Here is a 24674-nt window from a genome sequence, read left to right on the forward strand (position 1 = left end):
TCCGTCGTGTCTGAAATCTTTTCGTTCTTGCTATCGACTTTCAATGACGATGCACATCGCGCAGGAAGGCCGTCCCGCCGCATGGGAAACGCAGCATACGACATTCCTGACTACGGACGGACGCTGGCTCGAAGGTTGCAGCGCGGAAGGGGTGTCGCAGCACCCTGAGCCGGGTAGCGCACAACGGTAATTCAGTACCAACCGGTCTCGCGAGGCCGGCTCAGCCCGAAGCGGAATGGCCATAGCACGGTCATGCCGCTTTTTTCTTTTTGTGCCCTTTTTGCGCGGGGCAAATCCACTACCGGCGCGGCGCATCCACGTGGATCGGAAAGCGGGGCGTCTCACTGCCGTTCTATGCGAGTTCATTCCCGCTTCATCTGTTCTGTTTATCAGGGTGTGCGCCAGCAGGCGTTCGAAAAGCCCGCTTCGAAGGGCCGTGACTCTGGTTTGAACGCTTGTCCAGCGGGGCTTTGCGCGAATCGGACGGGCTTCGCCGATGCTATGCGGAACGCTGAGAATGCGGATACTCGCATCGACCCTATGGTTAACCCGCGCTTTGGCTCGCGAAGGACGAAACGTACCTTCACGCCAATTATTTGAGTAAGCCGTGTAGGGGCCCATCGGCACGATGGAGACGGAGTCGGCGTACTTTGCGAAGCTACCCGCTTCGAGCGCGCGATGAGACCAATGAAGGAGACAGGAGAGTTTTGATGACCAGTACTACCAGCGGTAACAGGATTGATATCAAGAAGTTCATCGACGAACGGTCGATTTCGCCCTACCAGTGGCTATTGGTCGTGCTGTGTTTTCTGATCGTGACCGCCGACGGCATGGACGTCGCGATCATGGGTTTCGTCGCGCCTTCCATCATTCATGACTGGGCGATTTCGCGCCCCGAATTCGGACTCGTGATGAGCGCGGCGCCGATCGGTCTCGTGATTGGCGCATTGTTCGCGGGTCCGGCATCGGACCGCATCGGCCGCAAGTGGGTGCTGATTACGTCGGTGTTTCTGTTCGGCGTGTTCACGATCGCGACTGCGTTCGCGCAGTCGCCGTTTTCGATGGCAGCATTGCGTCTGCTCAGCGGTGTGGGTCTCGGCGCCGCGATGCCGAACTCGACGACGCTGCTGTCCGAGTACGCACCGCAACGCAAGCGCGCGCTGCTGATCACCGTAATGTTCACGGGCTTCAATCTCGGCTCGGCATTGATCGGCTTCGCGGCCGGCTGGCTGATTCCGGTTCACGGCTGGCGCGCGGTGCTGATTTTCGGCGGCGCACTGCCGCTCGTGCTGATCCCGTTCCAGATCTGGCTGCTGCCTGAGTCGGCCCGTCTGCTCGCGGTGCGCGGCGCGCCCGCGCAGCGTATCGGCAAGGTGCTTGGCCGTGTGTGCGGCGTGCACTTCGGGGGCAATGAAGTGTTCGTGTCGAACGAACCGCCGCTGCCCACGCGCAAGCCGATCGGCGTGCTGTTCTCGCAAGGCTATGGCTCGATGACGATCGCGCTGTGGGTCACGTATTTCATGGGCCTGCTCGTGATCTATCTGCTGACCGGCTGGCTGCCGTCGCTGATGAAGGATGCGGGTCTGTCGGTCACGACCGCGGCCAACGTCACGGCGATGTTCCAGATCGGCGGCACGATCGGCGCGATCCTCGTCGGCTGGCTCATGGACAAGGCGCGTCCGGCGCCGGTCATCAGCGCCGCGTATATCGGCGGCGCACTGTGCGTGCTCGGGCTCGGCTACATCGGCGCGCTGTCTTCGTCGCTTGCATTGCTGGTGTTTGCCGCGGGCTTTTGCATGAGCGGCGCGCAAACCGGTCTGAACGCATTTGCACCCGGCCGCTACCCGACCGTTGCGCGTGCGACTGGTGTGAGCTGGATGCTCGGCATGGGCCGCTTCGGCAGTATCTTCGGCTCGGCGATCGGCGGCGCGCTGCTCGGCTTCGGCTGGCAGTTCGGCGCGATCCTGGCGATGCTCGCGATCCCCGCCACACTCGCCGCTATCGCCATCCTGGTGAGCCAGCGTGTGGGCGGCGCCGAAACGGTGGCGCAGCCGAATATCGCGCATTGAGGCGTGAGGCAACGCGGCGCGCGTGCGTTTCGCGGGCGCCGCTGGATACATTCATCTACTGAGGAATCACGGTGATCATCGACATTCACGGACACTACACCACCGCGCCGAAAGCGTTGGAGACGTGGCGTAACCGCCAGATCGCAGGCATCAAGAGTCCTTCCGGGATGCCGCAGGGGTCGGAATTGCAGATCAGCGACGACGAGCTGCGCGAGTCGATCGAAAACAACCAGTTGAAACTGATGCGCGAGCGCGGCCTCGATCTGACGATCTTCAGTCCGCGCGCGAGCTTCATGGCGCACCACATCGGCGACTTCGAAATCTCGAGCACGTGGGCCGCGATCTGCAACGAACTGTGCTATCGCGTGAGCCGGCTGTTTCCCGAGAACTTCGTGCCGGCCGCGATGCTGCCGCAAAGTCCGGGTGTCGATCCGGCCACCTGTATTCCTGAACTCGTCAAATGCGTCGAGCAGTACGGCAATGTCGCGATCAACCTGAATCCCGATCCGTCGGGCGGCCACTGGACCAGCCCGCCGTTGTCGGACCGTTCCTGGTATCCGATCTACGAGAAGATGGTCGAGTACGACATTCCCGCGATGATTCACGTGAGCACGAGCTGCAACGCGTGCTTCCACACCACCGGGTCGCACTACCTGAATGCGGATACCACCGCGTTCATGCAATGCCTGACCTCGGACCTGTTTCGCGATTTCCCGACGCTGCGTTTCGTGATTCCGCACGGCGGCGGTGCGGTGCCGTATCACTGGGGTCGTTTCCGCGGCCTCGCGCAGGAACTGAAAAAGCCCTTGCTGAAAGACCATCTGCTGAACAACGTGTTCTTCGACACCTGTGTCTATCATCAGCCGGGTATCGACCTGCTCACGCGCGTGATTCCCGTGGACAACATCCTGTTCGCGAGCGAAATGATCGGCGCGGTGCGCGGCGTCGATCCGGAAACCGGTCACTATTTCGACGACACGAAGCGCTACGTCGAAGCCGCGGATATGAATCCGGAGCAGCGCTACAAGATCTACGAAGGTAACGCGCGGCGCGTCTATCCGCGTCTCGACGCGTTGCTGAAAACGAAGGGGCTGTGATCATGTATGAAATCGGAGTCGTCTATCGCAACATCCAGCGCGCGGATGCGGAGGTGGCAGCGAAACTCGGCGCGCTCGGTTCGGCCACCGTGCATGAAGCGATGGGCCGCACGGGCCTGCTCCAACCGTATATGCGCCCGATCTATACCGGCGCGCGCGCGAGCGGCACGGCCGTCACGGTGCTGCTGCAACCGGGCGATAACTGGATGCTGCACGTCGCGGCCGAACAGATCCGGGCGGGCGACGTCGTCGTCGCCGGCGTCACCGCACAGAGCACCGACGGTTACTTCGGCGATCTGCTGGCCACGAGCTTCAAGGCGCGCGGCGCGCATGCGTTGATCATCGACGCCGGCGTGCGCGACGTCAGCGTGCTGAGCGAAATGAACTTCCCGGTCTGGAGCAAGGCCATTTCCGCGAAAGGCACGGTCAAGGCGACGCTCGGCTCGGTGAACATTCCGGTCGTGTGCGCGGGTGCGTTGGTCACACCGGGCGACGTCGTCGTTGCCGATGAGGACGGCGTGGTCGTGGTGCCGGCGGCCGCCGCGCAAGCCGTGCTCGACAAGGCTGCGGCGCGCGAGGCCAATGAAGCCGGGAAGCGCGCGAAACTCGCCTCCGGGGTGCTCGGTCTCGACATGTACAACATGCGCGGGCCGCTCGAGCAGGCCGGACTGCGTTACAAGGACTGACAGGCGTGGTCGCAATGATCAACGATCAAGCCGCGCGCGCGCCGCTCACCGGCATTTCGTCGATGGCCACGCGCCAGGTGCTGGCCGAACTCGCCGCGTTCTACGAGCGGCGCGCGGGGCAGGGCGTCGCGATCGAATCGGTCGGCGGCGTCGATGCGGCGCGCCGGGTCGAGGATGGCGAAGTCTTCGACATCGTCGTGCTTGCCGCCGACGCGATCGAGCGGCTCGAGGTGACGGGTTGTGTCGAGGCGGCGAGCCGCGTCGGACTCGCGCGCTCGGGCATCGCGGTCGCGGTCGCGGCCGGAGAAACGCACCCGGACATCGCGTCCGAAGCAGCGCTGCGCGACGCGATTCTCGGTGCGCGCAGTATCGGTTACTCGACGGGGCCGAGCGGCACGCATCTACTGAAGCTGTTCGAACGCTGGGGCATTGCCGGGCAGATCGCTTCGCGTATCGTGAAGGCGCCGCCGGGTGTGCCGGTCGGCACGCTCGTCGCGCGCGGAGAAGTCGCGCTCGGCTTTCAGCAGATGAGCGAATTGATTCACGTGGCGGGCATCGACGTGCTCGGCGAGCTTCCGGCCGCCACCCAGTCCACCACGACTTTCACCGCCGCGATCTGCACGGTGGCGCGCCAGCGTGAAGCAGCCCAGGCGTTGCTTGCGTTTCTGGCCTCGCGCGAGGCCGACGGCGCAAAGCTGCAAAACGGCATGTCGCCGGCTTGATGGCGGGCGGCGCTCGCCGCCCAGGCTTGTGTCCTTGCCTTTTCCGCCTCCATCTCTTTGCGCGAGCGCACGCTCGGCTTCGAAACGCTGAAAGCGCTGACCGGCACGCCCGATCGGATGGCGGACGCAAAACGCTACGAATGAAAGCGGATTCAAGCCAGCAGCTTGCCCCACTCGTAATCGATACTGTCCGGTGTGAAGGGCAGCACGCCCGCGCCGGGCGTAAATGTAAGTTCGCCGAAATAAACGAGGTCGTCCGGCGCATACAGGTCGACGCGCACATAGTCGAAGTCTTCGCACAGACGGGCCGCGACATCGAGCACGGCCTGTAGATGCGGCGGGCGCGGAGCGGGCAACGCGCTGCGCTTGTAGTCGCCGATTGCGATATCGAGGTGATTCCAGTCAGCGTCGTACACGTCGCCGTGCGTCGCGTTGCCGAATCGATCCGAGATCACGAGGATATAGATGATCGGCCCGCCAGGACGGCCGCCAAAGCAGTGCATTTTGAAATCCGCCGGAATCTGGCCGCGCCGATCGAGCAGCAACTGCTCGAAGAAAACGCGCGGCTCGATCGTCCGATAGTGCCGCTCGCGCCCAACGTAATAGAATTCGGTGCGCAACCATTGGTCGGCGAGCTTCTTCAGCTTCTCGAACGGTGTCTCTGATTTGTTTCTCACCACTTCGACGTAGCTGCTGCCGTGATTGGCTTTCATTACGAAAGCATCCGGCAGTGCGTCGAACACTTCGGGCGTGAATGCATCGGGCACTGCGATCAGCGGTATCAAATGCTTGTCGCCGATTTTCCGGGCAATATATTCCCGCACCAGAAGCTTGTCGGTCAGGTCGATATAGCGCGGATCAGGATGAAGATTGCGCTGCAGGATCTTCTCATTGAACGTCACCGGACGAATCAGGTTCGGATAGCGGCCAATGCATTTGTGATGTAACAGGCTTAGGAAAAGGGCGTCCGGCAATAGCGTTTTCGCCGCTTCCTTGATTTTTCTCGCGGCAGATGGCGATTGCCCGTGCGCCGCATGCGCACCGGTGTGCAAGCCCGGCTGCCGGCAGGGCGCGGCCAGAGCACTGTCACCGGACTGTAGGGAGGCCATGTTTTTCGGCGCGACGGCCGCATCCTGCGCGGCCAGTTCGGCGGATTTGATGATCGTCATGTTCTAATCCCTTTGCGGTCGAGTCGACGAGTCGTCCTCGGAGTAACGGGAATTGAAATCAAAGCGTCAGCGGCGCTTGCCGCAACATCTCGGTCGCGGCACTCCAGCTTTCCTCCGGCGTCAGCCAGCGTTCGTCCGCATCCACATGCTGTTGCGCGCGGAATTGCGTCGGCGACATGCCATAGCGCTCCTTGAATAGCCGCCCAAGCCGATTACCGTCGCCCATTCCGCAGCGGCGCGCAATCTTGTCGACCGGCAGATCGGTGTTCTTCAGCATCGAGCGAACGATCTCGAAGCGTGTGCGCAGCAGATACTCCAGCGGCGTCATGCCGAACTCGCATTTGAAGCGGCGCTGGAAATTGCGCTTGCTCATCGCCACCGATTCGGCCGCCTGCGCAACCGAAATTGCCTTGCTGTAGTTTTCCTTGATCCAGCGCGCCGATTCGCGAATCTTCTCCGTCGTCGTCGTGATGTTGACGTCGTCGAACTCGGAGCGGCTTTTCTCGGCGTAGCCGGTTTGCAGGATGCGGCCGATCTTGCGGGCAGTGTCGGTATTGATGTCGCGTTCGATCTGCGCGAGCGCGAGATCGGTCGGCGTCACATTGCTTTGCGTGCGCGCGGCGTCACCGCTGTCGTCGAACAGAAAAATCGGCACGATCGATTGCAGCGGATCGTTGCAGACGACCGCGAGATTCGCACCCTGTTGCATGCCGAAAGATGCAATCGATCCTTGCAGCGAGATCCACGACAGAAAGCGGTCGTTGGATTCCGCGACTTCGGTGACGTCGCGGCAGGCCACGAAGAGCGCGTGGAAATCAGCGAGGCAGTAGCGTTCGAGGCCTTGCGTCCAGATCGATATGCCGGACGAACTGGTCACCAGACCGCCGCCGTCGGATACCACGGTAAACCGGTATGGCGCCTCTTCGCCAGCCGTTCTCTTGAACTCATTGGCAAGCCGGAACGCGTCGCCGATCGCGCCGGTACTTGCCATCGAACAATCCTGAAAGACGAATAGACCAATGTGCTTCATCACGCGAGCTTCTCCAGTCAGGAAAATCTACGCATTGAGATTAGCGCATCGATTTGGGCGAGACGAGCTTGGCCGGCATGCGTGGGTGTTTTGGCGTAATCGTCAGGATTCAAGAAATTCTTACCTCGCTATTCGCAGAAATGCGTGCTACTAATTAACGTTGCACGGAATTTTTTTCCAGATCAATTAGCGCGATTCTTGCAAGCGCAGTGCTGGGGCATCGGCGGAATGCGCCGAGTGGCTTGGATTCGGCGCGATTCGCGGGATAACAAGGGCATTCCTGGCACTTGAGCCGTGCAATTGGCGTTCTGTCGCGATGTACGATGCCTGTCGTATTACTCTGTTACAGCAATTGCAGATCGCAACAAGCCTTTCCGGCTTCTGTTTCATTTGTAAAAGGCTCCGCATTATCGGCCAATAGCACCCTACTTTGGGCCGCCGGCGAATGCCTCGATCCTTTGCGGACTATGCTTCAGCGCAACATCGAGAGAGAAATTGTCAATCGCGGATTACGTGAATGGCGGGCTTCGCATTTGCTGATTCGTGAGAAGAACAATCGGCAATACCGCGGTGGATAAGCAATAGCTGTGTAGCCTTCCGTGGTTCGAGAGGTCCCGAACACGGCTCCCCGACCTAACCCGACACAGCACGTCGCTTCGCCGTGCTGCCAGCCAATCGAGGGTCTATCCGGCCGGCGGCATAAATAGCGACGTGGCGACGCAAAGCGATCGCCGATCGTTTTGTTTCATCAACCTGCAAGGATCAGACCGGTGGATTACTATCCGCAAAACTCGCTCTATCCCGCTGTTGATACCGAGCGTAGACAACTCAGTGCCCGCGCGATGCTCACGCTAATGCGCGACCACATCTGGGAGATCGTGGTGACGACGGTCGTCGTCCTCACGTTCGCGGTCGCGTATCTTCTGATCGCCACGCCTATCTATTCCGCTGACGTAATCATTCGCGTGGACCCACCCGAGCCAAATGCCCTCGGACTCGCGTTGCAGAACCAGGAACTGTTGCCGCCACCGACGCCGTCGTCGGTAACCGAAATGGCGGTCATGGAAAGCCGTGCAGTTTTGCAGCCGGTGATGGACCAGTTCCGTTTCGACATTTCGGTGAAGCCGCACAAGCTTCCGGTTCTCGGCGACATCGCCGAAAAATTCGCTACACCGGGACAGCCCGCGGCGCCGTGGCTCGGGCTGAAATCGTTTGCATGGGGCGGCGAGCGTGTGCAAATCGCCGCGCTCGACGTGCCGCGCGAACTCGAGGAAGAGAAGCTGACCTTGACCGCGCTCGACAATGGCGCCTTCGAATTGCACGGCCCGTCCGGCGAGTTGCTGGCGAGTGGCACGGTCGGCATGCCGCTCAAGCAGAACGGCGTGTCGATGCTCGTGAAGGAACTCGCTGCGCGGCCGGGCACGAAGTTCGAGGTGATCCGCTGGAATGAGCTCGATGCCATCAAGCGCTTCACCAGTCTCGTCAAGATTGGCGACAAGGTGAAAGACTCTGGGCTGATGCAAATCCAGTACCGCGACAAGAGTCCGGACAAAGCCGCGGCCGTCGCCAATGCATTGGGAGAGCAATACCTCGCATCCGCGGTGGCGAGCCGGCAAGCGAACGACACGCAGACGCTCGCGTTTATTGACGGCGAACTCCCGCGTCTACTCGGCGAATTGCGAAAAGCCGAGGAAGCGCTGAAGAACTTCCGGTCGCGCTCGCAATCGATGCAGCCGACCAACGAGGCGCAAGCCTATTTGCAGGGCGGCCTCGATCTCGACAAGCAGATCGCGGCGCTGCAATTGCAGCGCACGCAAATGCTCGAGCGCTATACGGGACAGAGCCGCTGGGTGCAGAACGTCGACGAGCAACTGGCGCAATTAAAAGAAGCGAAAGCGAAATTCTCCGACCATTTCAACGGCATGCCCGCGTCGGAACGCGCGAGCGTCGATCTGATCCGCGCTCAGAAGGTCGCGGAAACGGTGTATCTCGGCATGGTGCAGAAGGCCGAGCAATTGCAGGTGCGCCGCGCCAGCACGACGGGCGGCGCGCATATTCTCGATCGCGCGATCAGACCGCATATGCCGGTCATGCCACAGCCGATTCTCGTGCTCGGCGGCGGATTGGTGCTCGGTATCGTGTCCGGCGTCGCGTTGGTCTTCATGCGCCGCCACGTGATGATCGGCGTGACCGACCCGCGCTATGTCGAGCGCCAGATGAGCGTGCCAGTGTTTGGCGAGATTCTGTTCAGCCATCAGCAACTGCTGCTCGACCGCGATGCGACCGCAGGGCGCAAATCGCTGCCGGCCGCAGCCGGGCGCGGCCATCCGCCGATGCAGAAGAGTCTGCACGAGATTCAGTTCGATTCCGGCGTCCAGAACAGGATTCTCGCCGCGCGCTTTCCGCACGACACGTCGGTCGAAGCGCTGCGCAGCGTACGGACCGCCGTCACGCGCGATCTCGCGCATGCACGCAACAACATCGTGATGATCATCGGGCCCACCCCATCGGCCGGCAAGAGCTTCGTCGCGGCGAATCTGGCGATCCTGCACGCTGAAATCGGCTCACGGGTGGTGCTGATCGATGCCGACATGCGACGCGGTCATCTCGCCTCGCTATTCAACGAGAGCAATCGTGGAGGCCTTTCCGAAGTACTGTCCGAACGCCTGCCGCTCCGCAATGCGCTGCGCTCGACCCGCATCGAAGGATTGACGTTCCTGTCATGCGGCGTGCGCCCGGAGAACCCCGCCGCGCTGCTGATGCGGCCGCACCTGAAGGATGTGCTCGAGCGGCTGTCGAGCCAGTTCGATCTGGTGATCATCGATACGCCGCCTTTCCTCGCGGTCACCGACGCCTCGATCGTCGCGAACGAGGCGGGCGCGTCTCTGCTCGTGCTGCGCTCGGGCATGCAAAGCGAGGAGGAGATCGCCGACACGCTCAGAAAGGTGGAACGCGCGGAAGGGCGCATCGCGGGCGCGGTGTTCAACGGCATTCCGCTGCGTCGAAGCACGAAGAACTATGGCTACGAAACGAACTATGCCAGCGATTTCGGCGAAAACGACGTTGGACAGCAAGCGCCGCGGGGCGCCTGAGCGTGTGGAGACCCCAACCGCGGTAAAGCGCGTTCGCGATGGCGTAAAACGGAGAACCAGATGGCCTTTGCAATCAACGGAAAGTTTACTTCTCAGTCCATCACGGGGGTTCAACGCGTTGCGTATGAGCTGACGCGGGCCATGCAGATGCGCGCCGCGCCCGGTGACGAACCGGAAGTGTTCGTGCCGCAAAACGCCGTCGAGCCGGGGGCGCTGCTCAAACCGCAACGGCGCTTTCCGTGGCTGCGCGGCACGCTGTGGGAGCAGATCACGCTGCCAGTCGCCGCACGCGGCATCACGCTGCTGAGTCTGTGCAATACGAACCCGCTGTTCAAGCACAGTCAGGTCGTGATGGTTCACGACATGGCCGTCCTTGACATGCCGCAAGGCTTTTCGAGGAAATTCCGGCTCTGGTATCGCATTTGTTTCGCGCTCTTGCCGCGCACGCATCCGATCGTTCTGACGGTCTCGACGTTTTCGAAAATGCGGATCTGCCATCACCTGAAAATCGACGAATCGCGTGTGAAAGTGGTGGCGCCCGGCGCGGATCATTTCGACCGGATCGTTGCCGACCCATCGGTGCTGCAACGGCTCGAATTGAACAAGGACGCCTATTGCGTGATCGTCGGCAGTCTCGATCCGCGCAAGAATCTGCGCGGCGTGCTCGATGCGATCGTGCGGCTCGGGCATCTGCGCGACGTCAAATTCGTCATCGTGGGAAAACAGTATCCGCGCATCTTCAGCGGTGCAGGCGTCGAGCATCCTGTGCATTCGCGGCAGGTCGTGTGGGCAGGTTTCGTCTCGGACGCGGAACTGAAGGCACTGTACGAGAGCGCTGGCTGCCTCGTGTTTCCGTCGTTATACGAAGGTTTCGGCCTGCCGCCTCTGGAAGCGATGTATTGCGGCTGTCCGGTGATCGCGTCGGCGCGCACGTCGATACCGGAAGCATGCGGCGATGCCGCCATGTACTGCGACGCGACCTCCGCGGACGACATCGCCGCAAAGATCGCGCAGATGATGAGCGACGCCGATCTTCGCCAACGTTATCGCAGCGCGGGGCTGCTGCATGCGCGCGAGTTTCGCTGGGAGCGCGCGGCGCAAACGGTGCTCGAAATCCTCGATGTCAAGACTGGCGAGCGGCTGCCCGAACTGACGCCGCGCGCGTCCGCGAGCTAGCGATGGGTGGGCACGAACATGGATCGCATGAAGACCCGTGCTGGCAGAAGACGTGCATTGCGCACACTCGCCGCGTTGGCGGCGGGTGCGGCCGCGCCGTTGTCGACTGTCAGGCCCGCTCTCGCATTGGTACCGGACCCAGCGCCCGCGAACGCGCGCGCCCGCATGATGACCGATCTGATCGGCACGAACGGCTGGGCCGGATCGGAAGCCGACATCGAGATGTGGCGAGCGATGGGCATTAGCTGGGGCCGTGACACGGTCGGCCCTGGTCAACCTGATCGGCCCGGTGAGGCGATGCGCATCGACAAAACGAGCTCGGCGTTCGATGTCGATCTGCCGTCGGCACTGTTGCGAAACGAACGCAATGGAATCGGTTCGCTGTTGGTGCTCGGCTATACGCCGAGATGGAATGCGACTGTGCCGGGCGACAGCAATTCGGCACCCGTCGACGTGGATGTGTGGAAGCAGTATGTCGACGCGGTGGTGCGAAAGTATTCGGCGCCGCCTTATAACCTGCGCTATTTCCAGATCTGGAACGAGGCGGCCGGCAAATTGTCCGGCGGCTTGCCTCAGTCCGTGTTCTGGCACGGCCCGGAGTTCAGCAAGGACGAAAAACGCTCGAAACCGTACGAACGCGCGATGCAGGATTACGTCGAGCGGATTCATATTCCGGCGGCCCGCATCATTCGCAGTTATCGCGCGTATGTGGTGTATGGCGGCTGGCCGGACCAGGGCGGCCTCGATAACTTCCACCGCTGGCTCGAATATCGCAGTCCGGTCTTGAAAGAGCGCATGCTCGATTGGGTCGACTACATCGACACGCACTACTTGCCGGTTGCCGATATGGAATCGCTGTACCAGCAATATGTGAAGAACGGTCCCGCGCGCGGCATCTGGCAAACGGAGATCGGCAACGAGTACATGAAAGACCCGCACTATTTGCCGCGTTATTTCTTCGACTTCGCGGTGTGGGCGCTCGGCAGGAATTGGGACGACCCGAACAAGTACCTGTCGATGATCTATCACTGGGACGGCTATGAACCTTTTCGTCTCACGCATCCCGGTCCGCCTGAACGAACCTACAACGTTTCCGGTCGAAGCTTGGTCGTGTTGCATCAAACAGCGGGCGGGCATCTGGCGAGTTTTTCGAAGCCGCTGCAATGCGGTCCGGGTGTTGCTGCAAAAGCCTTGCTTTCCGGCAACGACCTCGTGATGCAGGTGAGCAGCAGCGCGGGCTGGCAGAACATTTCCATCGGCGGGCTGCAGCCGCTGCGCTCGCACGCGGTGCAGGTCGATTTCATCGATGCGCTGAGCGGCGAGGAGAGCGCAGCGGACAAGGTTGCATCGAGTTGGGACAACGATTTGATGAACGTGCGATTCAAGGTACCCGACCGGGTGAACGGCGCTGGTAATAATCCGCCCAAACATCTGGCTTATCTCGTGGTGCGTCGTGTGACGCAGGCAGTGGCATAGCGATATTTCGCGAGCATGACGACCGCCGGGAGCCGGCGGATCGAACCTGACAAATAGCGTTGACACATCATGAAGCAGGTCACCATTGCGATTTGCAATTACAACTACGAGCACTATCTGGCCGCGGCGATCGACTCGGCGCTCGCGCAGGATTATCCGGCGACCACCGTCATGGTCGTCGACGATGGCTCGACCGACGGTTCGCGCGCGATCATCGAAAGCTATGGCGATCGCGTACTGACGTTGTGCAAGAAAAACGGCGGGCAAGTATCCGCCTACAACCATGCAATCGCGTCGCTCACCACCGAGTATGTGATCCTTCTCGATTCCGATGACGTGCTGTACCCATCCGCGGTTACCGAAGTCATGCGCTTTTTCGAGGGCGGCGAGTGGGCCAAGGTGCAATTCCGGCTCGACGTGATGGACAACGAAGGCGCATTGACGGGCGCCTATGTGCCGAATAGCGAGCCGCCACACGACTGCGGCAGGCTGCTGCGCGGCGGGTGGCTCTATCCGTCCCCGCCCGCGTCTGGCAATGCTTACCGGGTGAGCGCGCTCAAGCAGATCTTCCCGGTTCCCGAAGAGGGCGTGAATCGCTATGGCGCGGACTTTTATGCGATCTATGGCGTCGCGCTGGCTGGACCGATCGCTACCGTGTCGAAGTCGCTAGGCGGCTACCGGGTGCATAACGCGGGCAGTGAAACGGTGTCGTTCGCGAACTCGGAACAACTGACGAAAGCACCGCGCGCGTTCAACATGCGCTGGGCCATTCTGCGCAATATCGCCAAAGATCGGCTCGACATAGAACTACCGGCAACATTTCTCGACTTCTCACACGAGAAAGCGACATTCTGCTCTTCCGTTTATCGCGCGACCCTGTTCCGGCGTTGGCATTGGATGATCCTCCATTCGCGCAACTATCTGCACACGATCATTGCAAATCCGTTCTGGAGCCTGAAGAAGAAGCTCGGCACGCTCGTACTGTCGAGCCTGTGTCTCGTGCCTTATTCGCCGCTGTCGGATTTCGCGGTGCGTTATATCGCGAACCCGCTCGCGCGCCGTCGCGTCGCAGGACGCTGAGGCGAAGGAGGACGGCATGGATAGACGAACGAGCGCCAACCTGATCGTATTTGTTTACGCCGGTTATTTCATGAGGTACGTGTACCTCCTGATCGTCGTGCCGTTCTATGGCCGGGTGCTCGGCGTGGCCGAATACGGCCGGGTACTCGCGTCGATGTCGCTGATGAACGTGATATGGATGCTCGTCGGCTTCGGCTTTACCTTCGTCGGCATGCGCGAGGTGGCGAAAGCGCAGTCGACCCAGGAATGCAATGCGATCTATTCGCTGCATGTCAGCGCGCGGCTGACACTCGCCGTGATCGGCGCGGGCATCGGCATCATTGCGACGTTCTGTTCACCGTTACTGTCGGAGCGGCCGCTGATCGGCCTGCTCGCGACCTTGCTAGGTATCGTGTCGGCATGCAATCTCGGCTGGCTGTTTCAGGGGCGGCAACACATTCGAACGCCGATCATGATCGAAGTGTTCGGCTTCGCGCTGAGTCTCGTGCTGGTGCTGACTCTCGTCAAAGGACCGAACGATGCCGTATGGGTGTTGGCGAGTTTGCTGATTGCGGGTATCGCGTCCTTGATCATTGCCTACGGTTTGACGACGTGGCAACTCGGCTGGCCGCGTCTGGCGTTTGCCGGCGTCCTGCCGCTCGTGCGCAGGTCGACGATGCTGTTCTGCTATTCGTCCGGCTCCGTCGTGCTGACGGCATCGTCGACGTATTTGCTGAGCTTGTTCTCGACGCCCGCGGAGGTCGGCTATTTCGGCGCCGCCGAGCGTTTCGCGACGATCGGACTCAGCCTGATGGCTCCGGCGGCGCAAGTCTTTATTCCGACGATAACCCGGCAACTCGCGCAGGGCGACAAGGCGGGCGCGCATGTCACGACGCGGCGCGGCGCCATCTTGCTGCTCGGCTATGGCGTGCTCGTGCTGTGCGGCGCGTTGACGCTGTCGCCTTTCGTGTTGCCGCTGATTCTCGGCGCCGCGTTCGAGCCGAGCGTGCACGTGCTGCAGGTGTTTGCATGGATGTTCCCGTTCGCGGCTTTCAACGAGTTCGTCGCGCTCTATGTATTCGTGCCGCGCAGGAAAGACCGGGTGCTCGCGATGGCCGGCGTCGCCTCGGCGCTGGTCAATCTCGCAGCGGCGCTCGTTCTCGCGCCGCGTTTTGGCGCGATTGGCATGGCCTCTGCTCGGGTGATCGGCGAAGCGGCGCTGTCGGTGACGCTGCTCAGCGTGTTGATTCGCCTCGAACTGGTCGGGCTGTTGCCCGGCGCCGAGCGCGCGCTCGAGCGGGTGCGGGTGGTGTGCGGGCTTAGTACGCAGGCGGGCGGCGCAAAGGACGATTGAAGTGGCGCGTGGGTGTGTGGGAGTTTGGATGGATTGTCACAGGAGGTCGAAGTGAAAGTCGCTATTGTCCACGATTGGCTGGTAGTGTCCGGCGGCGCCGAGAAAGTATTGAAGAACATCATCGAGTGCTTCCCGGATGCGGATGTCTTTTCGATTGTCGATTTTCTCGAAGACCGCGATTGCGTGAAGGGGAAGTCCGTCAACACGTCATTCATCCAGAAGATGCCGTTTGCGCGAAGACGATACCGCGCCTATCTACCGTTGATGCCGATTGCGATCGAGCAGGTGGATCTGTCAGGCTACGATCTCGTCATTTCGAGCTCGCACGCGGTCGCGAAAGGCGTGTTGACCGGGCCGAACCAGATGCATATCAGCTACATTCATTCGCCGATCCGCTATGCGTGGGATCTGCAACATCAGTACCTGCGTGAATCCCATCTCGACACAGGGCTGCGCTCCGCGTTGGCGCGCGTGCTGCTTCATTACATTCGAGGCTGGGATTCGCGCTCCGCGAACGGCGTCGATCATCTCGTCGCGAATTCTCAGTTCATTGCGCGGCGTATCAGAAAGGCCTATCAGCGCGAATCGACCGTGATCTATCCGCCGGTCGACCTGGTGAACATGCCTATTGGTACAGAGAAAGAGGATTTCTACGTGACGGCGTCGCGGATGGTGCCTTATAAGCGTATCGATCTGATCGTTCAGGCCTTTTCGCAAACGCCTGAACGCAAGCTGGTCGTGATCGGCGACGGTCCCGAGATGAAGAAGATCAAAGCGGTGGCCGGCGACAACGTCCAGATTCTCGGGCATCAGCCGTCCGATGTGCTGGTCGATCATTTGCGGCGCGCGCGCGCGTTCGTGTTCGCGGCGGAAGAAGACTTCGGCATTTCGGTGGTCGAAGCGCAGGCATGCGGCACGCCGGTGATCGCCTTCGGCCGCGGTGGCGCGCTTGAATCGGTGGTGGGATTGCCGCTCGAGCGACCCACCGGGGTTTTCTTCGGTGAGCAAAGCACCGCGTCGTTGCTCGAAGCCGTTACCCGGTTCGAGAGCAACGCAGCCCTATTCGACGCACGCGTGTGCCGCAAGAATGCCGAGCGGTTCTCGTCGGAGAACTTCAAGAAGGCCCTGATGGGCTTCGTCGACGCGCGGCTCCCGTATGCGTGCGTCGAACAGTTTCTTCCCTATGCGCCGAGTCAGTCGCTACCGGCCGAAGAACGTCATCTTGCCGACGTTACGCCCTGAGTCGGGCGCTGGGGCACGGGCTGCGCAGCTCGCGTGCCCACGATGCCCGCCTTGCGCGCTCCGCGCGGGCCGGGTCTGAATGCGGTGGCCGCCAGCGGACGCGCGGCTAGCAGCAGCGAGATCACCAGAGAAAGAATCAATACATTCGACGGCGAAACGAGCCGATGCTCGGTTGCCGACATCACCAGCAGGCAAACCGACGAAATCTCCACGAAGCGGAACGCCGCGAACTGGCGGCCGCCCTCGACCAACGCGGCATACGCCGCCCCCTGCCTGCTCCACTCGATCAGTCTCCAGAAGAACGCGAGGATCAGCGTCAAGCCCACTACGCCGAGCTCGGCGAGGATATTCAGATACGAGTTGTGAGCGTGCGAGTCGCTGTGCTCGATCACTATGTCGGACGGCACCGCGAACAGATGGAAGTACGAGGTGAGGCTGCCGATGTGGTCGTCGAAGGAGCCGAAGCCGAGACCGACGAGCGGGCTTTGCACGAAATACGCGAGCGCTCGCGGCCACAACCACTCGTAGCGAATGTCGAGGTTGTTGACCTTGGCGTCATTGGCGTGAATCGCGAACGTATAGCCCATGTAGTCGACGTTCGGCTGGGTATGGTAGATCGCGACGGCGACCGAGGCTAGCAGCAGCACGGCTATCAGCGTGCCGAGCATCCAGCGCTTGCGGCCAAAGTACAGATAGGGCAGAACGGCCGCCGCGCCAAGCAGCGAGCCACGGCTGTAGGTCGAAAACAGCATCAGCACATTGCAGGCGAGCAGCGCGATCAGCAGCTTGCTGCGTTTTTGCAGGTAGCACGCTATGCCGAGACAGAACAGCATCGCCAGGAAGCCGCCGGCTGCGTTGCGCGCAATGAAGTAGCTGCCGAAACTGTCGGCCGGATTAACGAAGATGCTGAACAGCCCGTTCGTGGCGATGTAGTAGACGTACATCGGCAGATTGATGACGACCGCGAAAATGAACAGCGCACGCAGTACCTTGTGCAGATCCCAGCGGTGCGCATACACGAAACCGGCAAAAATGGGCGCATAGGAAATGAAAAAATTGCCGTCGCGCCGATAAAAGTCGAAGTCGAGGAACGACTGCGGATCATAGAGCAGCGTCGAGACGGTCGCGAGCACCGTGAAAGCGGTAAGCGGCGCGATGAACGCGGGATAACTGCGGCCGTAAAAGCGCCATGCCAGCAATAGCAACGGGACAAAGCCGATCGCACTGATGGGCACGAAATTCGTGACCGTCAGGAAAAGTGCGACTAGCGAAATATAGGCCATTGCAACTCCAGAAAAACGAATGGCGCGCCGGTTGGGGTTGTGCCCATGCGCTGGATGATGGCGAGATTGGAACAGCGGAAAACTCACAGTGTGGGCCGCGCGGGGATCACACCGCTGTTTATCTTTGACATGAATGCCACGGGACGTTCATTAAACGGTAGCACGTGTCGCTGCTGATTTCCAATCGTGCGCCCTGCAATAGAAGTGCAAGCTCGTTCGCAAGCTTGTTAAATCCAGTCCGCGAGCACCGCCAAAACTTCCGCGCTTCGCGCCAGATGGGCTGCGTCGCAATCTGGTCTAACTATGATGAATTCATCGGGGCACGATGTCGACTAGATCCGATGCAGGTCGTTTGCCGCATTCGATCTTTCGTTTCAATCGTTTTCCGGTCGTCGTTGTCGAGCAGACCATTGCGATTCGGCCAGTCGTTTCCGTACTTCCCGATCGAGCCGGATTCGCCGTAGGCGCATGCATCTTTCACTGCGAACCGAACTACTGGTCTGGTCCGTTTGACGCGCACGCCCTGTCATGAATCACATCAGACGGTATTTGCGTGGATCGCGGCACACCGCGTTATGCGGTGTCCTCGAGGGAAACGCGTTCCCGAGCCGGTTTCAATGCGAAGGAGTGAGCGATGGGCAAGGTTACCGCGGCAGCAGCCGCAGCGGATGTCGAAACGATACGACAGGATTCTGCCGAGGCGGAGTTGCCGACGCTCGTGCAGGTGATTCTCGCCGGTGGTTCCGGCACCCGGTTGTGGCCGGTGTCGCGCGAACAGTTTCCAAAACAACTGATCGACGTGATCGGCAATCAGACTTTGCTGCAAGCAACCATGGGGCGCATGGCGGGTTTTGATGGCGCATGGAACGTCGCGGCCGATCCCGTGATCGTCTGCGGAACCGAGCATTATTTCGCCACTTACGAGCAGGCGCGCGAGATCGGCGTGACCGCGCGGATCGTGGTCGAACCCGCGCGTCGCGATACGGCGCCGGCATTGACGCTTGCCGCGTTGACGGCATGCGCGGAAGACGAAGACGCCATTCTGGTCGCAATGCCCGCCGACCATGCGATCGCGAATCTTGAAGCGCTTCACCACGCGCTGGACATCGCCGCGAGGCATGCACGCGACGGCGCGATCGTCACGCTAGGCGTACCGCCCGAACGGCCCGACACGGGCTTCGGTTATATCCGGCTCGGCGACGCGTTGCCAGACGGCGCGCGCCGCATCGAGCGCTTCGTCGAGAAGCCCGCGACGGAACTCGCGGCCCAGTACGTCGCGTCGGGCAATTACTGGTGGAATAGCGGCATCTTCGTCGTGCGAGCGTCGGTTTGGCTCTCCATCATCGAGCAGTTTCAGCCGGACATGCACGCGGCCTGCGTTCAGGCATACCGCGACGCGAAGAAGACTGAAGAATGCATCATGCCGGACGCCGAGGGGTTCCTGGGTTCGCCGTCCGACTCGATCGACTATGCGGTGATGGAACAGCTTGGCAAACCGGAGTCGGCGTTTTCCGGCGTGGTGGTGCCGCTCGAAGCAGGCTGGTCCGATCTCGGCTCGTGGGATGCCGTATGGCAAGCGATGGAGAAGGACGACTGCGGTAACGCAGCCAGCGGCCGCGTGCTGTTCGAAGGGGCCACCGCGACCTACGCACGCTCGCAAGGAGGCAGGCTTCTCGCCTGCGTCGGCACCAACAACATGATCGTGATCGAGACCGACGACGCGGTGCTCGTCGCGGATCGCTCGCATGTGCAGGATATCAAGGGACTCGTGTCGCGGATCAGGGCCGAGAAGTCGCCGGAGGCCGATGCGCACAGAAAAGTGCGTCGCCCCTGGGGCTTTTACGACTCGATCGATCATGGCGAGCGCTTTCAGGTGAAGCGCATCGTCGTGATGCCCGGCGGCCGTCTGTCGTTGCAGATGCATCATCATCGCGCCGAGCATTGGGTCGTGGTGTGTGGAACCGCACACGTCACGCGCGGGCAAGAGCAGTTTCTTCTTGGCGAAAACGAATCGACCTATATCCCGTTGGGTGTTCGCCATCGGCTCGAAAATCCGGGCCGCGTGCCGCTGCAGATCATCGAGGTGCAGTCGGGTACTTATCTCGGCGAAGACGACATCGTTCGTTTCGACGACAAGTACGGGCGTTGTGGCTGATGCGACGGAGTCGACCTGCTACGTCCTATGAGGGGGCTGTGATGCGATTGCTGACTGGTCTACTGGCGAGAGCGTTCGACGTCGCGATGATCGTGGCTGGGGCATTTGCGGCCTCCCAGATCCGCTTCGACGGCGGCTCGCAACGGAGCTTTTATTTCGCCTTCGTCGCTTTTGCCGCGGCGTTCGCTCTCGCGGTCTTTCCGGCGCTCGGCGTCTACCAATCGTGGCGTGGCCGCTCGAAGAGAGTGCTGGCGAGCCAGGTGGCGCTCGGCTGGCTCGTCGTGCAGGCGTGCGCGATGGTGCTGATGTTCTCGCTGCACCGGATCGATTTCGTGTCGCGACTCTGGTTCGTGTACTGGACCGGCATTTCGGGCGCGGCAATGATGGCCGGCCGGCTGGTCACGCATGCGTTGCTTGGGCGCATGCGTCATGCGGGGATGAACTTGCAGCAGGTCGCGGTGGCGGCGTGCGGCGAACATTGCGACGAGATCATCCATAAGATCGAGACGTCGCCCGCGGCCGGCTTTCGCGCGAATGCGCTGTATAACCTGCACCCCGGCTGCTGCATTCCGCCGCGCTCGTCGGTGCAGGTCTTCGAAGAACAGGGTGCGTTCGCTCGCTACGTGCGCGAACAGCAGATCGGCGAAGTGTGGCTGGCGCTGCCGCTCACCGAGGAGCGCGCGATTCTCAAGCTGGTGGCGGAGTTTCGCAACGACCTGATCAATGTGCGCTTCATGCCCGACGTGCGCTCGCTTGCGCTGTTCGAAGGCAGCATGACCGAGTTGCTCGGCTTGCCGACGATCAATCTTGCCGCGTCGCCGCTGCCGCCGAAGGCGTTGGTGCAAAAAGACCTGTTCGATCGTCTGTTCGCGCTCGTCGCGTTGATCGCGATCTCGCCGATACTGCTGGGCTGCGCGATCGCCGTCAAACTGAGTTCGCGCGGGCCGGTGTTCTTCACGCAGTGTCGCAAAGGCGCCGACGGCCGCGTATTTACGATCTACAAGTTCCGCACGATGCGCCTGCACGAGCAGAAGCCGGGCATTCTCGAACAGGCCACGCGCGACGATCCACGCATCACGACCGTCGGCGCGTTCCTGCGCCGCACGAGTCTCGACGAACTACCGCAGTTCTTCAACGTGTTGCGCGGCGATATGTCGGTGGTGGGGCCGCGCCCGCATGCGCTCGAACACGACGATCTCTATCAGAACATCGTATCGGGCTATATCCACCGTTATCGGATCAAACCCGGCATTACCGGGTGGGCGCAGATCAACGGCTATCGCGGCGAAACCGATCGCCTGGAAAAGATGGAGGGCCGCGTCGCTCACGATCTGTACTACCTGCGCAACTGGTCGTTCTGGCTCGACATGAAGATCATTCTGGCCACGATTTTCAAGGGGCTTCATCATCCAAACGCGTACTGAGCATGATGCTATCCGGAGTTGAAAATATAGTAAGACGATCTGCGAAGCGGGTCTCGCTTTACCGCTTTCACCACGATCACGAATTGCAGGCGAGAAAAATATTGGAGCGACTCGAAAGCAGGTATGGCAAGACCGATCCGAACAAGCTGCGGCTCGCGGACGCCTATGCGCGAGACGTGTTCGGCGACCCGGTCTACGCACCCTGGCTGCGCGTTTATACCGCGTTTTGCGGCACCTTCAAGGAAGGCTGGATTCCGGACAACTACTACGGCATCGTCGTCGTGCCGCATATGCAAGGCTGGTACGGCGAGATTTCGAGCCTCAAGCCGATTTCACGGCTGATCTTCGACGGCGACGAATTGCCGGACGTCGCGTACTTTGCCAATGGGCTGTTCTTTACCGACAAAGGCGTCGTGGTGCCCGAGCGCGATCTGACAGACGTCGTGTTCGAGCATACCGAACGCGTCGTATTCAAGCTCGACGGTTCCGGACAGGGCAACGGTGTCTACTTCTTCGACCGTGCCAACTTCGACCCCGCGGTCATCAGGTCGCTCGGCAATGGCGTGATTCAGACGTTCATCAACCAGCACAGTCTGTTCGCTACGTTTGCTGCGAAGCCGGTGGCGACATTGCGCTTCACGACCGTGGTGGACGAGGCCGGTCGCATTTCCATTCGGGCCTGCTACTTGCGACTCGGCAGAGCGGACGATACGCATGTGCTGAGCGATCGCGAGATATGCGTGCCGGTCGAACTCGAAACGGGCGAACTGTGCGACGAGGGGTATATGAGCGACTGGGCCGCGGTGGACGCGCATCCAGACTCGGGCGCGCGCTTTGCGGGCCTGAAGATCCCATGTTTCGAGAAATGCGTGGCCACCGTGCTACGCCTGCACAGGAAGATTCCGTTTGCGCGCTGCATCGGCTGGGATCTCGCGGTCGACGCGAACGGCCAGGTCAAGGTGATGGAGTGGAACGGCAAGCACAACGACGTCAAATTCAGCGAGGCGACGCAAGGCCCGTGCTTCGCTGATCTGAACTGGGAACGGCTGAGGGCCGAACCTGAGTTTGCACGGCTGTCACTGGGCTGATCGGGCAGGCCAAAAAAACGTAGTAGGAGACGCGACGTGAGCGAACAGTTATGGTGCGTCCATATCGAAGGACTGAACGACTTCATTGCCGTGGATTCGGAGGAATCGGCGCGGTACGAGGCGTCGCAGATCAATGCGTATATCGATCGCGCCGACAGAAGCTCGCGCGCCGCCCGCTTGCGCGCGGTGGTGGTCGAATGGCCGTATGGCGCCGACGCTCACGCAAGAGCGCTCGATGACGACTGGCACGATCTGCAACGTATGCCACACAGACAGCAGGCCGTCGCGCGGTCCGGCGGCGCGTTGTCGAATCTCGCGCGACGCGTTAGAGAACTGCTGAGCGTCGCGCGCACGGGGAAGGACGATGCGTGAAGCGCGGCTATGGCAAACCGCGTTATGCGGGCAGTGGCACGTCCTCGATCAGATCAGCCGAGAGGCTTCCCAACCGACGACTGACACCGGCGGGCGCGGCAGCGGTTCTCGCTGGCACTGACCGGCGTCGATCACTGACGGAGAAGGCGGCTCAAGGCCGTCTTATCTTGTTGAACGGCGATACCGGAAAGATGGACCCGAAAATCAGATACCCGCAACGATTGTGAGTATCTGTAAAAACGGTTTTATCTCAGATTAAAGTCATTGACTGTGATTCGTTTTAGATGGTTAATTCGTCGGGTGTGTTCTGGAAAACCAGCAGAGGTCAAATGGAGCAACAGAAACAGGAAGACGCCGGGGGCAAGGAAGAATGCCAGCTTTGCCGCGTGACATATTCAATATATTCAAACTTCCCGCCAATGCCGTCCGCCATGGCTCTGAACGTCGAAACCGGCGAATGGTTTCGGCTGGATAGGCTTCGGTCGTATTCAAACGGTTACGATATGGCCGAAGCCCTCGGTTACGCATGGGCGTGCGATTGCCGCGGACGCAAGGCAGCGCCAGAGCCAGCGTCGAAGCGTTTCACTCACGACGAGCAATACGCGCTCAAAGATCGCGACGGCAAACCGCTCGCTAATGTGCGTTACCGGATCATTCTTGACGGTGAGCGGGTGAAAACGGGAACTACGAATGCGCAAGGGGCAAACCGAGCGTATCGCGACCATTTTTGAATCGAGCTTGAGGTTTTATATTGCGGAGGCAATCAGGGATGAATGATTTTGATGATCGGAATAAATACGGGTTCAAGACCGACGAAAATGAAGAATGGTTCGAGGTACACACTGGTGCTCTTCATGAACGAGTGCCTTTCGTGGGGAGGAACGAATCCCGAACAGGCAATCGATAACGCTGACAGCATCGCCGGATACGTTATCTACAATGCGTAAACTTTACGTCATCATTTCGGCTCTGATATCGGGACATGTTTTTGCATGTATGCCTGGCGAGAATTTCGATATCTACTTTCCACCAAATAGTGCCGTTATCTCCGTTGATGAGGTTTTAAGGCTTGCTAACTGGGTAGTCGATCAAAAGATTACATATGCGAATCACAAAACCAAGGAAACAACGCTAGTAAGTGGGCATGCTGAGGAACGCGAACAGAACGCAACCCAATTGGCCCAAGCTCGCCTGATAGCGGGTAAAGCGGTGCTGGATCAATTTGGCTTCTTGCGTGGAACGGTAAAGACCAGTTCGCGCGTCTATTCGAAGAACGATGTCGAAAACGGCCGGCGTGTTGAAATATCGTTTGAGCCCGATTGTCCTAACAAGTGTTGTACGGGTCAATAGCGCTTACATCCAATGTGCGTTAAGTTGTGATTGAGTCGATCCGCCGCGTGCGGTCGACGCCGCCGCGTGCCGAGCAGTTCGTCGAGCGAGCGGATCTGCTGGCTCAGCGCGGGATTCGCGGTATGCAGCCGCTTCGGGGCGCGGCTGAAGTTGAGTACCTCCGCGAGAATGACGAAGCACTGTAGAGCCCCGAGGTTCATGCTGGGCAAGAGCGAGCACAACCAGTGCGGGGTGCGAGGCAACAGAGGCGGAACCCGCCGTGGTGGTGGCGGGTCCGGCATCATTGTTTCGGCGGGAGCGGCGCGAAATGATCCCCGTCACGATGATTGGTGACGACGTAGCCATCTCGCTTGCGTATCTTCAGGAAGAACAGCACCGGCGCGGTAGCCGGATCGCCACCGCATTCGGGGGTGTGTTTCTCATGAACCCCGACGATGAAATAGCGCTTCTGATCGGATACGTGGAACATCAGGCATTGGGTGCGGTTGGAGGATAGATGGTGGCTCTGGGTAACTTTCGCTGCCCGGTCCGCTGCCTGATCCGCTGTGGCGGTCGTCTGCCCCGATGCCATTGCGTGCACGCTGGCGAGAAGCGGAGCGAAGGTCACCAATCGTGTCCTCAAGGTTTTGTCTGTTCTACCGGACGTCATATTGATCGAGATGGCGTGAGCGAATGATGCTGATCAGTTTTGCGCCGTACTGCGGGTCGGTCGCATGGAGCCCCAATCTATACCTGACAGTCAACGCTCGGCTATGGGCGAAGGATGAAAGCGATAACCCCCAGTGATCGCTGTATCCAAACAATTCATTGGTCAACTATCACCCGGCTTC

The 24674-nt window shown here is 60.6% G+C and carries 21 protein-coding genes and 1 pseudogene; 17 read left to right on the forward strand and 5 right to left on the reverse strand.

Features of this window, described 5'->3' with window-relative positions:
• Nucleotides 1–43 precede the first annotated feature (43 nt).
• From OKW40_RS33850 to OKW40_RS33870, 5 genes are all read left to right on the forward strand, one after another.
• Entirely contained in the window at nucleotides 44–190 is a 147-nt protein-coding gene (locus OKW40_RS33850) for a hypothetical protein (protein ID WP_167368753.1), read from the forward strand.
• A 520-nt stretch (nucleotides 191–710) separates the two neighbouring features.
• On the forward strand, nucleotides 711–2069 hold the full coding sequence (locus tag OKW40_RS33855) for an MFS transporter (RefSeq protein ID WP_429493482.1): 1359 nt from the start codon (nucleotides 711–713) through the stop codon (nucleotides 2067–2069).
• Nucleotides 2070–2140: 71 nt separating this feature from the next.
• On the forward strand, nucleotides 2141–3166 hold the full coding sequence (locus OKW40_RS33860) for an amidohydrolase family protein (protein ID WP_429493483.1): 1026 nt from the start codon (nucleotides 2141–2143) through the stop codon (nucleotides 3164–3166).
• A gap of 2 nt (nucleotides 3167–3168) precedes the next feature.
• Entirely contained in the window at nucleotides 3169–3852 is a 684-nt protein-coding gene (gene ligK, locus OKW40_RS33865) for a 4-carboxy-4-hydroxy-2-oxoadipate aldolase/oxaloacetate decarboxylase (RefSeq protein WP_429493484.1), read from the forward strand.
• Nucleotides 3853–3866: 14 nt separating this feature from the next.
• Complete coding sequence (locus tag OKW40_RS33870) at nucleotides 3867–4574, forward strand: substrate-binding domain-containing protein (RefSeq protein ID WP_429493485.1); 708 nt, start codon at nucleotides 3867–3869, stop codon at nucleotides 4572–4574.
• Nucleotides 4575–4726: 152 nt separating this feature from the next.
• On the opposite strand, the gene OKW40_RS33875 is transcribed toward OKW40_RS33870, so the two are convergent.
• Together OKW40_RS33875 and OKW40_RS33880 are read right to left on the reverse strand one after the other, a co-directional pair.
• Nucleotides 4727–5743: an ATP-grasp fold amidoligase family protein gene (locus tag OKW40_RS33875; protein WP_429493486.1), complete on the reverse strand. Its 1017-nt coding sequence runs from the start codon at nucleotides 5741–5743 to the stop codon at nucleotides 4727–4729.
• Nucleotides 5744–5801: 58 nt separating this feature from the next.
• Nucleotides 5802–6734 (reverse strand): GlxA family transcriptional regulator, encoded by a 933-nt coding sequence (locus OKW40_RS33880; protein ID WP_184067461.1) that lies wholly within the window; start codon nucleotides 6732–6734, stop codon nucleotides 5802–5804.
• A gap of 809 nt (nucleotides 6735–7543) precedes the next feature.
• Between OKW40_RS33880 and OKW40_RS33885 the strand changes: the two genes are divergently transcribed.
• The 6 genes from OKW40_RS33885 to OKW40_RS33910 all read left to right on the forward strand — a co-directional run bounded on the left by OKW40_RS33885 (nucleotide 7544) and on the right by OKW40_RS33910 (nucleotide 16172).
• Nucleotides 7544–9865: a polysaccharide biosynthesis tyrosine autokinase gene (locus OKW40_RS33885; RefSeq protein WP_429493487.1), complete on the forward strand. Its 2322-nt coding sequence runs from the start codon at nucleotides 7544–7546 to the stop codon at nucleotides 9863–9865.
• A gap of 60 nt (nucleotides 9866–9925) precedes the next feature.
• Nucleotides 9926–11041 (forward strand): glycosyltransferase family 4 protein, encoded by a 1116-nt coding sequence (locus tag OKW40_RS33890; protein WP_184055793.1) that lies wholly within the window; start codon nucleotides 9926–9928, stop codon nucleotides 11039–11041.
• An 18-nt stretch (nucleotides 11042–11059) separates the two neighbouring features.
• On the forward strand, nucleotides 11060–12517 hold the full coding sequence (locus OKW40_RS33895) for a hypothetical protein (RefSeq protein ID WP_429493488.1): 1458 nt from the start codon (nucleotides 11060–11062) through the stop codon (nucleotides 12515–12517).
• A gap of 69 nt (nucleotides 12518–12586) precedes the next feature.
• Nucleotides 12587–13597: a glycosyltransferase family 2 protein gene (locus OKW40_RS33900; protein ID WP_429493489.1), complete on the forward strand. Its 1011-nt coding sequence runs from the start codon at nucleotides 12587–12589 to the stop codon at nucleotides 13595–13597.
• 16 nt (nucleotides 13598–13613) lie between these two features.
• The gene (locus tag OKW40_RS33905; protein WP_429493490.1) at nucleotides 13614–14930 is read left to right on the forward strand and encodes a lipopolysaccharide biosynthesis protein; all 1317 of its coding nucleotides are present in this window, start codon (nucleotides 13614–13616) and stop codon (nucleotides 14928–14930) included.
• Nucleotides 14931–14981: 51 nt separating this feature from the next.
• Nucleotides 14982–16172 (forward strand): glycosyltransferase family 4 protein, encoded by a 1191-nt coding sequence (locus tag OKW40_RS33910; protein ID WP_184039594.1) that lies wholly within the window; start codon nucleotides 14982–14984, stop codon nucleotides 16170–16172.
• Here OKW40_RS33910 and OKW40_RS33915 read toward each other — a convergent pair.
• Nucleotides 16148–17455, reverse strand: a complete 1308-nt coding sequence (locus tag OKW40_RS33915) for an O-antigen ligase family protein (RefSeq protein ID WP_429493491.1) — start codon at nucleotides 17453–17455, stop codon at nucleotides 16148–16150. The two genes, OKW40_RS33910 and OKW40_RS33915, sit on opposite strands and share 25 nt — an antisense overlap.
• A gap of 634 nt (nucleotides 17456–18089) precedes the next feature.
• On the opposite strand from OKW40_RS33915, the gene OKW40_RS33920 reads away from it, so the two are divergent.
• From OKW40_RS33920 to OKW40_RS33945, 6 genes are all read left to right on the forward strand, one after another.
• Nucleotides 18090–19610, forward strand: a complete 1521-nt coding sequence (locus tag OKW40_RS33920) for a mannose-1-phosphate guanylyltransferase/mannose-6-phosphate isomerase (protein WP_429493492.1) — start codon at nucleotides 18090–18092, stop codon at nucleotides 19608–19610.
• Between the two features lie 41 nt (nucleotides 19611–19651).
• Nucleotides 19652–21034 carry an undecaprenyl-phosphate glucose phosphotransferase gene (locus OKW40_RS33925; RefSeq protein WP_184067486.1) on the forward strand — a complete coding sequence of 461 codons (1383 nt, stop codon included), beginning with the start codon at nucleotides 19652–19654 and terminating at the stop codon, nucleotides 21032–21034.
• Nucleotides 21035–21135: 101 nt separating this feature from the next.
• Nucleotides 21136–22122, forward strand: coding sequence for a sugar-transfer associated ATP-grasp domain-containing protein (locus OKW40_RS33930; RefSeq protein ID WP_429352350.1), 987 nt, complete (start codon nucleotides 21136–21138; stop codon nucleotides 22120–22122).
• 36 nt (nucleotides 22123–22158) lie between these two features.
• Entirely contained in the window at nucleotides 22159–22494 is a 336-nt protein-coding gene (locus tag OKW40_RS33935) for a hypothetical protein (protein ID WP_184064884.1), read from the forward strand.
• A 329-nt stretch (nucleotides 22495–22823) separates the two neighbouring features.
• Complete coding sequence (locus tag OKW40_RS33940) at nucleotides 22824–23225, forward strand: hypothetical protein (RefSeq protein WP_184067495.1); 402 nt, start codon at nucleotides 22824–22826, stop codon at nucleotides 23223–23225.
• A 208-nt stretch (nucleotides 23226–23433) separates the two neighbouring features.
• Nucleotides 23434–23844: a hypothetical protein gene (locus OKW40_RS33945; protein ID WP_184067498.1), complete on the forward strand. Its 411-nt coding sequence runs from the start codon at nucleotides 23434–23436 to the stop codon at nucleotides 23842–23844.
• Nucleotides 23845–23864: 20 nt separating this feature from the next.
• Here OKW40_RS33945 and OKW40_RS33950 read toward each other — a convergent pair.
• Nucleotides 23865–24044, reverse strand: a pseudogene (locus OKW40_RS33950) (LysR family transcriptional regulator); the annotation flags it as partial.
• 80 nt (nucleotides 24045–24124) lie between these two features.
• Nucleotides 24125–24451, reverse strand: coding sequence for a hypothetical protein (locus OKW40_RS33955; RefSeq protein ID WP_429493493.1), 327 nt, complete (start codon nucleotides 24449–24451; stop codon nucleotides 24125–24127).
• Nucleotides 24452–24674 lie beyond the last annotated feature (223 nt).

Source organism: Paraburkholderia sp. RAU6.4a (assembly GCF_050435625.1).
In the GTDB taxonomy this organism is placed as follows: Bacteria; Pseudomonadota; Gammaproteobacteria; order Burkholderiales; family Burkholderiaceae; genus Paraburkholderia; species Paraburkholderia tuberum.